The sequence below is a fragment of the Streptomyces sp. NPDC029151 genome (assembly GCF_055564315.1).
The window spans coordinates 1,116,997-1,130,332 of sequence record NZ_JBVHWQ010000001.1 but is presented as its reverse complement, the minus strand read 5'-3'; the positions used below and the strand labels follow the sequence as shown (position 1 = coordinate 1,130,332).

Below are 13,336 nucleotides of genomic sequence, written 5' to 3'. Positions count from 1 at the left end.
CCGCGCCGAGCCGCGGTGCCCCCGTACACCAAGGAGTCCCCACTTATGAGCCTTTCCACTGCCCACACGTCCGCCGGACAGCCGGAGTACGGCGATGCGACGTACCCCTTCCACATCACCAGGGAAGAAGAACGGCAGTTGCGTCTCCGCGGCGCCGAGGCCGCCCCGTCCCTTGTGATCGGGCAGGCCACGTCCTTCGACGAGTACGCCCGCCAGCTGATGATCCCACCGGCCGTCATGGACCTCGCGCGGAAGGCCCAGGACCTGCGTCTTTCGGCGTGGGAGACCGAGGCGATGCGCAAACACCTCGCCCCCGCCACCGCACCCGGCGAGAAGGTGGGCCTGCTGCGCCAGATCCTGCTGGAGAAGTACAAGCATGACAAGACTCACCCGCCGTACATCCGTGTCGCCTGTACCGGCCGGGGCGACTACGACCACTTGGCCGCCGAGCACGGCCACCTCCACCCCGACGACCACCCCAAGGGCGACATCGGCTCGCCCGTCGTCCTGGAGATCTGGCCCGCTCAGCACTACTCGCCCATCCACTCACACGGCCACACCACCGGCATCGTCTTCTGCCTCGCCGGCCAGCTCGACGTCATGGTCTACGAGCACCTCCACTGGAACGCCCGCAAACTCGGGCTGATCACCCTCACCCCCGGCCAGTGCGCGTGGCTGTCCAGGGACAACTACGCCGTGCACCGGGTGTACTGCCCGATGGACGGCGGTGGCGGCTCCACCGGCCCCGGCTACATGAACGCCTCCGCCGACTTCGGCGCCAGCTTCCACGTCTACCTCAACCCGGAGCAGACCGGCGTCGAGGACGACGACGGCAACAGCTACAGCCGCGACGCCTTCAACTACATCGACGAGAAGTCCAAGGAGCGGCGTGCGTTCGCCACCGAGTCCGACCTTTCCTGGAGCATCCTGCGGCGGGTCCTGGCCAACACCCCGCTGACTTGAGCCCAGCCATGAGTCGCACCCCTCCGCCGCAGCTGTGTCCGTGTCGTGCCCGACCGGGCGACTGAAGGCCGACGCCCGGTCGCCGTCACCGACCGGGCGCGGCCTCCCGCGGAGCGGTTCACACTCCCGCGACGTCCATGAAGGGCGTGTGTTCGAGTCTCACAGCAGGTCGGTCACATGGGGCGGTTATCGCGTTCGGGACCGCAAGCAGGTGGGCCAGGCCGTCGACGCACCGCACCGGTGACCGTGCCCTGGTACAGGACGCCGTCTAGTGCGGCGGTCGCAGTGCGACGACGCCTTCTGGACCGCGACGTTTGACCAGCCGCCCTCGCGCTACCGGAACAGGGCCTTCTCAGTGGCCCGATGCGTCGTGCGGAGCCCCCGGTGCGGACGCATCCGGGGAACATCCGGGGAGACCGTCGGCGATTTCCGCCACGGCGCCTTGGTGTCGACCGGCAGCCGAGCACGACAGCCTTCGTCAGACAGGTGGGTGCCCGTTGTCGAGCGCGTCGGCCGTGCGGCCACCGGGCCGGGGGAGGCAAAGGGCTGCCCGCGCCTTCTCCCGTCGCAACGCATGGGCGATCGCGTGTGCCTCGATACCCGCTTGGCGAAGGACGCCCGTGAGGGGGTTGGTGTACCCGGTGAAGTACAGGCGCGGGGCCGCAGGGTGGTTCTGCCCGCCTACGGCGAGGGGTTGCCCGGCGTCGTCGAGTACGCCCAGGGTCCCCACCAGGTCGTGCAGGTCGGACCGGAACCCCGTGGCGGCGATGACCGTGTCGGGCCGCAGCCGGTTGCCGTCGGCCAGTACCACGTCCGGGCCGTCGAACGCCTGGACGGCAGCGACCGGCTCGACCCGGCCGGACAGCACGGCGTCCACGAAGCCGTGGTCGAGCACCGGGTTGACCCCTTCTCTGGCATTGCGGGTGTACACACCGGTGCGGGGCCGGGGCAGTCCCCGTGAGGTCAGGTCGGGCACCGCGAGACGTTGCGTGAGAAGGGAGGTACGGTCACGCCACGCCAGTGGGAGGACCTCCGTCAGCCGGCCGGCCGCATGCCATCGTGCGCTGGAGCGGGGCAGGATGTTGGGTGGGGTGCGAACTGAGATCCGTACCCGTTCGGCTCCGGCCCCGGCCAGGACGCTTGCGATCTCGGTACCGCTGTTGCCGGCGCCGACCACCAGCACGTCCCGCCCCAGGTAGGGGGCCGGGGAGCGGTAGTGGGCCGAGTGCAGCAGGGTGCCGGTGAACGTCGAACGCCCGGGCCAGCGCGGAATGTCGGGCGTGTGGCAGCGGCCGGTGGCCACCACGACCGCACCAGTGGGTACCGGACCGTCGGCCGTGTGCACCAGCCATCGTGCTCTCGAACCCGGCTCGGCCCGTTCGATGCGCTGCACCTCGGTGTTCACCCGGACGTCGAGTCGGTGATGGGTGACGTAACGCTCCAGGTAGCGCACATAGTCGTCCCGGCTCACCCAAGGACCCGCCTGACGCGGAATGGGCAGGCCGGGGAGTTTCGACGTGCCGGGAGTGGTGTGCAAACGCAGGTGGTCATAGCGCTGCGCCCAGCTCGCTCCCACGCGGTCCGACCGTTCCAGGATCACGGTCGGCTCGCCGGAGCGGTTCAGCAGTGCGGCGGCTGCCAAGCCGTGCGGGCCGGCTCCGATCACGATGGTGGGAGCACAGAAGTCTCGCTGTGGTGTGGGGGGCATCACCTCCTACAACGCCAGACCACGGCCTACGTCACGCCCAACTCCCAGATATGACGCAGGAGGTCACTGCCGTTACACCGGCGGTGCGGACTCGTTGGTCACCAGGCAGCAGACGTTGCGCGAGGGTTCGGTCGTCCCGAGAGCCGGCCCGCAAGGGGGTGAGGCGGCGCCGGCCCCTACGGGTCATGCGCCTGCGCGGCCCCGGCCTCCGCGGGGGCTCCCTCCGTAACGGCTCGCTCCACCTGTCTGATTCCTTCGAGGAGTTCCTATGCAAGCAGTAACGACGCGCCCCCGGCCACGGCTGCGGATCAGCGGAGTCTGCAAGGCGTACGGCGGCCGGCAGGTCCTGCGCGATGTGGACCTTGACGTGTCTGCCGGGACGCTGGTGGGAATCGTCGGCGAGAACGGTGCGGGAAAGAGCACGCTGCTGCAGATCGCCGTAGGCCACCTTGCACCCGACCGCGGCACGGTGACACGGACCGGAGCACTGGGGTACTGCCCGCAACAAGCCGTACTGAACGACGCGTTCACCCTCGAACAGCATCTGCGGTTGTTCCAGAGGGCCTACCGGCTGCCGGCACTGGAACGGGCCGGTGAGCTGATGGAGCTGCTGGCGATGACCGCCTGCCGACGACAGAAGGTCGGCGAACTCAGTGGTGGAACGCGGCAGAAGCTGAACCTGCTGATCGCTCTCATGCACGATCCACAACTGCTGGTCCTCGACGAGCCCTACCAGGGCTTCGACTGGGACACCCACCAGCGGTTCTGGGCCTTGGCCGCCGCCCTGCGTGATCAGGGCCGGTCGATCATCGTGGTCTCTCACCTGCTGCACGACGCACACCACTTCGACGCAATCGCGCATCTGCGCCAGGGCCGTCTGCACTTGGAGGAGACCGAGCGTTGAAACTCACCTGCGCGGCTTTCACCGAGCTCCTGCGCTGCACTCTGCTGGGCCACCTGCGCAACCGGCTGGCCCTGGTTCTGGCAGTCGCGTTCCTTCCCGTCTGGATCGCCGTGGCACGCCTGTGCACATCCGACCAAGTGGTGCGCATCCGGCTGGACGCCATCAGCGTCCCCGTCTCTGCTCCGGCCAGCCAGCTGGGCCAGGTGGCCAGCGCGCTGGGCGCCGTCACCATGGTCGCCGGCTTCATCACTTTCACGGAGACCTTCCAGTCCCGGCAGACGGACCGCCGTCTCCTGCTGGCCGGCTACCCCCGGCTGCCGATGCTGCTGGCCAAACTCACTGCCATCGCCCTCACCGCCGTCGCGCTGGCCCTTTACACCACGATCCTGCTGTGGGCTTCCCTGCCCGTACGCCACGCAGGCCCGCTGGGGCTTGCCCTTGCGGGCGCCGGCCTCGCCTACGGCGGCATCGGGCTTCTCCTCGGCTCGCTGGTCCGCGGCGAGCTGGAGGGCTTCTTCCTGATCATCATGCTCAGCCTGGTCGACACCGGTCTGCAGAACCCCGTCTTCAACACCCTCATGGATGTGGCAGGCGTTTCCGCGCTTCCTCTGTACGGCGTGAACCAGCTGGCGCTGAGCTCAGCCCTCACCCCCCAGACTCCCTGGTCCCACGGCCTGCTCTCCCTCGCCTGGTCCGCAGCGACCGGGGCCCTGGCGCTGCTCGTCCTCCACCACCACCGCCCTTCCCGCTCCCCGTGGTCCCGCAGGACGAGAGCCAACGAGGAGTAATCACGACCAGGACGGACACCTCCGAGTCCCGGCGCCGCGGATGACGGCGGCTGTCGCGCTACTCCATATCCCGAGGCCGCACGTCTTTGGGGTCAGACCTGTGCAGTCGCAACCCTCGCTATAGGGGCAGTCGTGAGACGTGAGAGGGTCTGGGGCGTGAGCGAGACACCACCGAACACCCTGCAATACCGGTTCGACGGGCGAGAAGACGCACCCGTTCTGATCCTGGGTCCCTCACTGGGCACGACCTGGCACATGTGGGACCGTCAGGTGCCGGAGCTGGCCGAGCAGTGGCGGGTCTTCCGATTCGACCTGCCGGGCCACGGCGGCGCCCCGGCCCACCCGGCCGGCTCCGTCGCCGAGCTGACCGCCCGGCTGCTGGCCACGCTGGACGCGCTCGGCGTGCAGCGGTTCGGCTACGCGGGCTGTGCGCTGGGCGGTGCGGTCGGCATCGAGCTGGCCCTGCGCCACCCCGAGCGCCTCGCCTCGCTCGCCCTGGTCGCGGCATCGCCCCGGTTCGGCACCGCGGACGAGTTCCGGCAGCGCGGGGTGGTCGTGCGCACCAACGGACTCGACCCGATCGCCCGGACCGCGCCCGACCGCTGGTTCACCGGCGGGTTCGCCGCCGCGCAGCCCGCGATCACCGAGTGGGCCGTGCAGATGGTCCGCACGACCGACCCGGGCTGCTACATCGCCGCCTGCGAGGCCCTCGCCGCCTTCGACGTGCGGCCCGAGCTGGGCCGGGTCGGGGTGCCGACCCTGGTGCTGGTCGGCTCCGACGACCAGGTCACCGGCCCCGCCGAGGCCCGCACCCTGGTCGCCGGCATCCCGGACGCCCGGCTCGCGGTCGTCCCCGGCGCCTCCCACCTGGTCCCGGTCGAGCAGCCCGCCGCCGTCACCGACCTGCTGGTGCACCACTTCGGCACCGCCTGGCAGCAGCCCTTCGACACCGGGCAGACCGTCCTGCCGGGCACGCCGGCCGTCCCGGTCGCGGTCCCGGCCGCGGCGCCGCAGCCCGCGCCGGTCGCCGAGATCGCCCCCGCCCCCGCACCCGCACAGCCCGTCGGACCGCCGGACCGGTACCGGACCGGGCTGAAGATCCGCCGCGAGGTGCTCGGCGACGCGCACGTGGACCGGGCGCTCGCCCAGGCCGACGAGTTCTCCGGGGACTTCCAGGACTTCGTCACCCGCTACGCCTGGGGCGAGATCTGGGAGCGGCCGGGCCTGGACCGCCGCACCCGCAGCTGCATCACGCTGACCGCACTGGTCGCGGGCGGACACCTGGAGGAGCTGGCGTCCCACACGCGGGCGGCCCTGCGCAACGGGCTCACCCCGGACGAGATCAAGGAGGTGCTGCTCCAGGCGGCCGTCTACTGCGGGGTGCCGGCCGCGAACAGCGCGTTCCGCGTGGCCCAGCAGGTGATCCGGGAGGAGACCACGCCCGCCGGGTAGCGTCCGCGAGGCGGCCGGGGACGGCAGGATGGGGAGCCATGAAGCTGACGAAGAAATCCCACGCCTGTGTCCGCCTCGACAAGGACGGGCAGACCCTCGTCATCGATCCGGGCGGCTTCTCCGAGGAGGACGCGGCGCTCGGCGCGGACGCGATCCTGATCACCCACGAGCACCCGGACCACTTCGACGAGTTCCGGCTGCGGGCCGCCATGGAGAACAACCCGGCCGCCGAGATCTGGACGCTGAAGGCCGTCGCCGAGCGGATCACGGCGGCCTTCCCCGGCCGGGTGCACACCGTCGGCCACGGCGACACGTTCACCGCCGCGGGCTTCGACGTCCAGGTCCACGGCGAACTCCACGCGGTGATCCACCCGGACCTCCCGCGCGTCACCAACGTCGGCTACCTGGTCGACGGCGGGAAGATCTTCCACCCCGGCGACGCCCTCACCGTGCCCGGCCGGGCGGTGGAGACGCTGCTGGTGCCGGTGATGGCCCCCTGGAACAAGATCTCCGAGGTGATCGACTACGTCCGCGAGGTGGGCCCGCGGCGCGCGTACGACGTCCACGACGCCCTGCTCACCGACCTCGCCCTGCCGATCTACGAGGGCCACCTCGGCCGTCTGGGCGGCACGGCGCACCAGAGGCTCCACCCGGGGGCGTGGACCGAGCTCTGAGCCCGTTGTCAGTGGCTCCGGGTAGGTTGTGAGGCATGCGCATCGCCACCTGGAACGTGAACTCGATCACCGCCCGCCTTCCCCGGCTGCTGGCCTGGCTGGAGAGCAGCGGCACCGACGTGCTCTGCCTCCAGGAGGCCAAGATCGCCGAGGAGCAGTTTCCGTACGACCAGCTCCGCGAGCTGGGGTACGAGGCCGCGGTCCACGCGACCGGCCGGTGGAACGGCGTGGCGGTGCTCTCCCGCGTCGGCATCGAGGACGTGGTCAAGGGCCTGCCCGGCGACCCGGGCTTCGACGGCGTCACCGAGCCGCGCGCCATCTCGGCGACCTGCGGCCCGGTCCGCGTCTGGTCGGTGTACGTGCCGAACGGCCGCGAGGTCGGCCACCCGCACTACGCGTACAAGCTCCAATGGTTCGAGGCCCTGAAGGCGGCCGTGTACGGCGACGCGCAGGGCGACCGCCCCTTCGCCGTCCTGGGCGACTACAACGTGGCGCCGACCGACGACGACGTCTTCGACCCGGCCGCCTTCGAGGGCTCCACCCACGTCACCCCCGCCGAGCGCGCCGCCCTGGCCGCCCTGCGCGAGGCCGGCCTCGGCGACGTCGTGCCGCGCCCGCTGAAGTACGACCACCCGTTCACCTACTGGGACTACCGCCAGCTCTGCTTCCCGAAGAACCGCGGCATGCGCATCGACCTGGTCTACGGCAACCAGCCGTTCGCGCGGGCCGTCAAGGACGCCTACGTCGACCGGGAGGAGCGCAAGGGCAAGGGCGCCTCCGACCACGCGCCGGTGGTGGTCGACCTGGACGTGTGATGCCACGCTGGGTCCATGCACCTTCCGTTCCTGGGCCCCCGGCACAAGAAGAACGGTGACGCGGCCCTCACCGCCGGCCCCGAGGCGTTCTCCTCCGATCCCGGGGCGCTCGCCGCGCTGCTGTCCGAGTGCGACCTGCTGCGTTCCCAGGCGGAGCGGGCGGGGGTCCGCCTGGACGGCAGCCCGGCCTCCCTGGAGGCCCTGGACCAGATGGCGCCGCGCTGGCGCGACGACCCCGAGACCCTGCCCGGACTGGGCCACGACGCCGGGCTGTACCTGGGCACCGTCGTGGTGCGCACCGTGCCCGGCGCCGGCTGGCGGATCCGTCCCGACGGCGAGCCCGTCGTACGGCTCGCCTCCGGCCGATCGGTGGAGGTGGTGCCGGCCGGGCAGGAGTGGGCGGCCTGCGGGGTCCCCGAGCTGTCCCAGCTGTACGCGGAGATCGCCGAGACCTGACCGCCGAGGCCGGCGTGGAAGACGACGCGGAAGACGGGGCGGAAGACGGGGCGAGTCCGGAGGCGGTGCCCTGCGCCCGGGATCCGTCCGCCGAGGGCGGCGATCCCCGTGTACCCGGGGCACCTCGGCCGACGTGCACACGGCTGTCGCCCGCAAGGCGCGTGCCGCCCGTCAACTCCGCTGTCGTCCGCACAGCTTGCGCCCACCGGCGCAGCCGCCCCCGGGGGAGCCTGTCGACGGGGACGTACGCGGGGCGCGGCCGCTCCGGGGGAGCCCGTCGGCGGGGACGTACGCGGAACGCCGGTGACGGGGGAGTGCGGCCCGAGGGCGGCCCGCCCGGCAACGGCCTCCCGGCCAGGACGTTCCCTCACCACCAGGCGGGCCGAGGGCCACTGGCCACCCGCGCCTGGACGCGGTCCGCTGCCCCGCCTGGATCCGGTCCGTCGCCCGTGCCTGGATCCGGTCCGTCGCCTGCGCCTGGACGCGGTCCGCTGCTCGCGCCTGGACGCGGTCGCTGCTCGCGCCTGGATCCGGTCCGTCGCCTGCGCCTGGACGCGGTCCGCTGCTCGCGCCTGGACGCGGTCCGCTGCCCGCGCCTGGGTCCGGTCCGTCGCCTGCGCCTGGACGCGGTCCGCTGCTCGCGCCTGGACGCGGCCCGCCGCCCGCGCCTGGACGCGGTCCGCTGCCCGTCCTGTTCGCCGGACTCGCCTTAGACGACGGCTCGGTGCTCGCCGAGGCCCTCCGCTCGGGGTGAACGCCGCCGAACGCGGCCGCCGGCAGGCCATGTTCGCGTTCGGCTGACGCGGGACGCGGGTCGTGGAGCACGTGCCGTTCCCGCCGGTGGTGCGCGTCCTGCTGCCCGCGCTCACCGGCCAGTTGACGGTCGCGCGGAAGGACACCTCCCTCGGTCGTCTCCTCGCCCACGAGGAGTTCCTCCACACCGGGAAGCCCATGGCCCCGGATCTCGACTACGCTTTGCCGTTCATCCCCGTGGTGAGGTGATCTCGCCGATCCACACCGGGATGTGCATGCTGCTCTCGTGGTTCGCCGACTGGGTGTCCCGGCGTGAGCGGCGCAGCCCCACGGCCAAGGGGGTGGCGGTCGCCACACCCGGGCCGGGGGCGCTGCTGCCGGGTGGGGTGCCCCCCACGGCCCCGAGAGCATGAGGGGGGCGGCAGTTCACGCGGGCCATGCTCGTCCGGCGGCAGCCGGAGATCACTGCTCGCCGAGCGGGACGGACACGTACGACGGGTCGTCCTCGGGCGAGGAGAAGGTCAGCTGCGCGCCGGACGGGTTGTGCTCGGCGTAGAGCGGGTCGACGGTGTCGACCACCAGTGCGAGGCGGTGCCCGGCGGGAACGTCGTAGGCCGTGGAGAACAGCTCCAGGCCGACGGTGAACGGTTCGCCGGGCGTCCGCCCGTGCCAGGTGTACGGCGCGTGCGTGACCAATTTGCCGAAGCCCAGGGGGCCCACGTCGTACAGGTAGGCGATGAGCGTGCCGCTCTCCTTCGTCGGCGTGAGCGTGGTGTGCAGGGTGGCGGTGCCGCGCACCCGCTGCGCGCTGCCGTAGCGCTCCGACTGCCACACGGCCGCCCAGCGGCGCGGCAGCAGCGGCATCGACGCGACGGGCGGGAGCTGGGCGATCTGGTCCAGGATGCTGGAGAGGAAGACGATCCCGCCGTCGGCGCCGGAGTCGACGTTCGCGTGGATGGTGGTGGAGCCCGCGAGCGCGATCTTCTTCCGGGTAGCGGTGACCGACTTCCAGTCCGGGTAGCCCTCGTACTCCCCCGCGCCACGGGACTTCAGCCGGACCGGCTGTTCCCGGTCGACGCCGTTGTCGGCGCCCCCGAGGTAGTGGTCGAACCAGCGCCGGGTGTCCGTCCACACGTCGTTGGGCAGCCCGAACAGGCCGGTCAGTTCGGGTGTCGCGTGGTCGCCGGGACGCAGTTCGAGACGCTTGGGGACGGTCAGCTTCTCGTAGAAGGAGGCGTACTGGTTCACGGGGAAGACCGTGTCGCCCCAGGCGTTGGCCAGCATGACGGCGGCGCCGTTCTTGTTGAGCTGGTCGACATAGGTCGCGGCGGAACGTTTCCGCCCCCAGTCGATCATGTCCTGTTCCTTCGACAGGTTCGAGGAGTACAGGTTGTCGAAGATCTCCCGGAGTTCGGGGCTCTCCCGGCCCGTGAGGGTGCCCGCGCCGTCCAGCACGGCCGCCGCCTGGAGGTGCTGGGTGCGCCCCGAGTAGATCGAGTCGATCAGGTCGGCCCAGCCGCTGAGCGCGGCCACGGCCTTGACCCGCTTGTCGTGGGCGGCGGTGAGCAGGCTGATCCCGGCCCCGTAGGACACCCCGGCCATGCCGATGCGGTCCGGGTCGGCCGGGGTGTGGTCGAGGGCCCAGTCGATGACCTTCGAGGCGTCCGCTGTGTCGGGCGGACCGGCCACTTCTATCCGGCCGCCGGACTGCCAGAATCCGCGCACGTTGTAGGTGAGCACCACATAACCGGAGTCGGCCAGCTTCTGGGCCTGGGCCAGGTACTCCACCTGGGGCAGGCCCCAGCTCGTGGGCAGCACGATGAGCGGATAGCGGTGCGTGCCGTCGGTGCCCTGGGGCGTGAGGACGTTGGCCTTGAGCACGGTGCCGCCGTCGCCGGTGATGTCCACGAAGCGGATGGACGGGGCGGCTTGGGCGGCCGGTGCCAGGCCGGTGACGGTGCCGGCGAGCAGCGCCGCGGAGACGGCCGTGGCGGCGGAGGCGCGCAGCCCGGTGCGACCGAGTCTCATGGGTCACTCCTTCACGTGGGTCGGTTTCCCGTGTGTCAGTGCAAAGTGACCCGACGGTAACCTCACCCCCTTACCGTAAGTAACCCGTCGGTAAGTTACGTACGGGTAAAGATTGTTGACGCCTCACCCGACGTCGGCGGCGGGCTCCGGCAGCGGCGTCCGCGCCGCCCGCGTCACGTCCGCCACCAGCTCCACCACATCGGGCCCGTACGCCTCGGAGTTGACCACCTTCAGCAGCAGGGCGAAGGAGCCGCCGCCGTGTCTGCGGGCCAACCGCTCGTGCTCGCGGGCGAGATAGCGGGTCGCGGCCTGGTTGGTGATGGCGCGCTGGCCGCAGAACAGGAACACCGGTCGGGTGTCTCCCCGCCCGTCCACGGTGAGCCGGGCGAGCAGCACGTACTCGCTCCGGCCGCGCTCCATGCGGTACGTCTCCGTGCCGATCCGCAGCGCGCCCAGCTCCGGACCGCTCTCGGCCTCCACGTTCATCCGCACCCCCGGCAGCAGCGAGGAGAGGTGGGCCGCCATCCGGTCGTTCGAGTAGGGCCCCCCGACGCAGAACTCCGTCCGCCCGCCGAAACCCCGCCGGGCGGCGTCGTGCGCCACGATCTCGACGCGCGCGCGGCAGTCCTTGATGAGCGCGGAGAGTTCCAGCAGCGCGAACATGTCGTGCCGCGCCACCGTCAGCTCCGGCCCGCCCGCCTTGCGGTTGACCACGAGCAGCGCCTCGGAGTGGTCCGGCAGCCCGAAGAAGGCCTGCCTGCGGCGGAGTCGGCGCCGCCAGAGGAAGGTACGGGCCAGCCAGCCCAGGGAGGCGGACACGCCCGCCGCCACGACCCCCAGGACGATGTTGCGCACGTCGTCGTTCATGGCCGCGCATGGTAGCGGGCCCGGGCGACGACCACGGGCCTCAGGCGTACTGTCGGTAGTACCGGCAATCCGGTTACGCTGCGCGGACTGTCCCGACGGGAGGTTCGGATGGGTCGTCCTGGTACGCGGAAACTGGCGGTCCTGGCGGTCTCGGCCGCCGTGGTCTCGGTGGGGGCGGCGGCGCCACCCGCCGCCACAACGGACAAGACGGTGGGCAAGGTTCCCGTGGCCGTCGGCTACGGCGGCGCCGTGGCCAGCGTCGACGCGGACGCCTCCGCCGCCGGTATCGAGGTCCTCAAGCACGGCGGCAACGCGGTGGACGCGGCCGTCGCCACCGCCGCCGCGCTCGGCGTCTCCGAGCCCTACTCGGCCGGCATCGGCGGAGGCGGCTACTTCGTCTACTACGACGCGAGAACCCGCACGGTGCACACCATCGACGGACGCGAGACCGCGCCGCTCAGCGCCGACGCCGACCTGTTCACCGAGAACGGCAGGCCGCTCGCCTTCGCCGACGCCGTCAGCAGCGGCCTCAGCGTCGGCACCCCGGGCACGCCCGCCACCTGGCAGAAGGCCCTGGACGAGTGGGGCAGCAGCACGCTGCGCACCGTGCTGAAGCCGGCCGAGCGGCTCGCCCGCGACGGCTTCACGGTGGACGACACCTTCCGCGCGCAGACCGCGGCCAACGAGACTCGCTTCCGCTACTTCCCCGACACCGCGAAGCTGTTCCTGCCGGGCGGACGGCTGCCCGTCGTCGGCTCCACGTTCAAGAACCCCGAACTGGCCCGCACCTACGAGCAGCTCGGCCGGCAGGGTGTCGGCGCGCTCTACCACGGTGACATCGGCGACGACATCGTCCGGACGGCCGAACACCCGCCCGTGGACCCCGCCTCCGGCTGGAAGGCCCGCCCCGGCAAGCTGGCCGAAAAGGACCTGGCCGTCTACCGCGCCAAGGTCCAGGCGCCCACCAGGACGTCGTACCGCGGCCTGGACGTGTACTCCATCGCACCCTCCTCCTCCGGCGGCACCACCGTCGGCGAGGCGCTCAACATCCTGGAGCGCACGAACCTCTCCAAGGCGAGCGAGGCGCAGTACCTGCACCGCTACATCGAGGCCAGCCGGATCGCCTTCGCCGACCGCGGGCGCTGGGTCGGCGACCCCGCCTTCGAGGACGTCCCCACCCGGCAGCTGCTCTCGCAGCGCTACGCCGACTCGCGGGCGTGCCTCATCAAGGACGACGCGGTGCTCGGCAGCCCGCTCGCACCCGGCGACCCGCGCCACCCCGCGCGCTGCGGCCAGGGCGGTACGGCCGCCCCGACGACCTACGAGGGGGAGAACACCACCCACCTCACCGTCGCCGACAAGTGGGGCAACGTCGTCGCCTACACGCTCACCATCGAGCAGACCGGCGGCAGCGGCATCACCGTCCCGGGCCGGGGCTTCCTGCTCAACAACGAGCTGACCGACTTCTCCTTCGCCCCGGCCAACCCGGCGGTGCACGACCCGAACCTCCCTGGCCCGGGCAAGCGTCCGCGCTCCTCGATCTCCCCGGCGATCGTCCTGGACCGGCACGACAGGCCGGTGGTGGCGGTCGGTTCGCCGGGCGGCGCGACCATCATCACCACCGTCCTGCAAACCCTCACCGGGTTCCTGGACCGGCACCTGCCGCTCGTCGACGCGATCGCCGCACCCCGCGCCAGCCAGCGCAACGCGGCCCAGACCGAGCTGGAACCCGGGCTGTACGACAGCGGCCTGAGGAAACAGCTGGAGGCCATCGGGCACAGCTTCAAGGAGAACCCCGAGATCGGCGCGGCCACCGGCGTGCAGCGGCTGCCCGACGGGAAGTGGCTGGCCGCCGCCGAGAGGACACGGCGCGGCGGCGGCTCGGCGATGGTGGTGGACCCGGCGCCCTGAGGCGCCGGACGCTCACG

The 13,336-nt window shown here is 71.7% G+C and carries 11 protein-coding genes and 1 pseudogene; 9 read left to right on the top strand and 3 right to left on the bottom strand.

The window, feature by feature from the left end; genetic code table 11:
* Positions 1–45: 45 nt before the first annotated feature.
* Positions 46–963, top strand: coding sequence for a cupin domain-containing protein (locus tag ACZ4VF_RS04445; protein ID WP_467923120.1), 918 nt, complete (start codon positions 46–48; stop codon positions 961–963).
* 478 nt (positions 964–1,441) lie between these two features.
* Here ACZ4VF_RS04445 and ACZ4VF_RS04440 read toward each other — a convergent pair whose 3' ends face one another.
* Entirely contained in the window at positions 1,442–2,671 is a 1,230-nt protein-coding gene (locus tag ACZ4VF_RS04440; protein ID WP_467923119.1) for a flavin-containing monooxygenase, read from the bottom strand.
* A 268-nt stretch (positions 2,672–2,939) separates the two neighbouring features.
* Here ACZ4VF_RS04440 and ACZ4VF_RS04435 point away from each other — a divergent pair, with 268 nt between their 5' ends.
* From ACZ4VF_RS04435 to ACZ4VF_RS04405, 7 genes and pseudogenes are all read left to right on the top strand, one after another.
* Positions 2,940–3,575 (top strand): ABC transporter ATP-binding protein, encoded by a 636-nt coding sequence (locus tag ACZ4VF_RS04435; RefSeq protein ID WP_467923118.1) that lies wholly within the window; start codon positions 2,940–2,942, stop codon positions 3,573–3,575.
* The gene (locus ACZ4VF_RS04430) at positions 3,572–4,363 is read left to right on the top strand and encodes a hypothetical protein (RefSeq protein WP_467923117.1); all 792 of its coding nucleotides are present in this window, start codon (positions 3,572–3,574) and stop codon (positions 4,361–4,363) included. The genes ACZ4VF_RS04435 and ACZ4VF_RS04430 overlap by 4 nt, the downstream gene beginning before the upstream one ends.
* Positions 4,364–4,519: 156 nt before the next feature.
* Positions 4,520–5,815, top strand: a complete 1,296-nt coding sequence (gene pcaDC, locus ACZ4VF_RS04425; RefSeq protein ID WP_467923116.1) for a bifunctional 3-oxoadipate enol-lactonase/4-carboxymuconolactone decarboxylase PcaDC — start codon at positions 4,520–4,522, stop codon at positions 5,813–5,815.
* A gap of 38 nt (positions 5,816–5,853) precedes the next feature.
* The gene (locus ACZ4VF_RS04420; protein WP_467923115.1) at positions 5,854–6,489 is read left to right on the top strand and encodes an MBL fold metallo-hydrolase; all 636 of its coding nucleotides are present in this window, start codon (positions 5,854–5,856) and stop codon (positions 6,487–6,489) included.
* A gap of 35 nt (positions 6,490–6,524) precedes the next feature.
* Positions 6,525–7,304 carry an exodeoxyribonuclease III gene (locus tag ACZ4VF_RS04415; RefSeq protein ID WP_467923114.1) on the top strand — a complete coding sequence of 260 codons (780 nt, stop codon included), beginning with the start codon at positions 6,525–6,527 and terminating at the stop codon, positions 7,302–7,304.
* A 15-nt stretch (positions 7,305–7,319) separates the two neighbouring features.
* Positions 7,320–7,760: a DUF6278 family protein gene (locus ACZ4VF_RS04410; protein WP_467923113.1), complete on the top strand. Its 441-nt coding sequence runs from the start codon at positions 7,320–7,322 to the stop codon at positions 7,758–7,760.
* A gap of 679 nt (positions 7,761–8,439) precedes the next feature.
* A pseudogene (locus tag ACZ4VF_RS04405) lies at positions 8,440–8,926 on the top strand (amino acid ABC transporter permease); the annotation flags it as partial.
* Between the two features lie 49 nt (positions 8,927–8,975).
* Here ACZ4VF_RS04405 and ACZ4VF_RS04400 read toward each other — a convergent pair.
* A complete protein-coding gene (locus ACZ4VF_RS04400; protein WP_467923112.1) occupies positions 8,976–10,541 on the bottom strand; it encodes a CocE/NonD family hydrolase in 1,566 nt (521 codons plus the stop codon).
* Between the two features lie 123 nt (positions 10,542–10,664).
* A complete protein-coding gene (locus tag ACZ4VF_RS04395) occupies positions 10,665–11,408 on the bottom strand; it encodes a hypothetical protein (protein WP_467923111.1) in 744 nt (247 codons plus the stop codon).
* Positions 11,409–11,516: 108 nt separating this feature from the next.
* Here ACZ4VF_RS04395 and ggt point away from each other — a divergent pair, with 108 nt between their 5' ends.
* Positions 11,517–13,319, top strand: a complete 1,803-nt coding sequence (ggt, locus tag ACZ4VF_RS04390; RefSeq protein WP_467923110.1) for a gamma-glutamyltransferase — start codon at positions 11,517–11,519, stop codon at positions 13,317–13,319.
* Positions 13,320–13,336 lie beyond the last annotated feature (17 nt).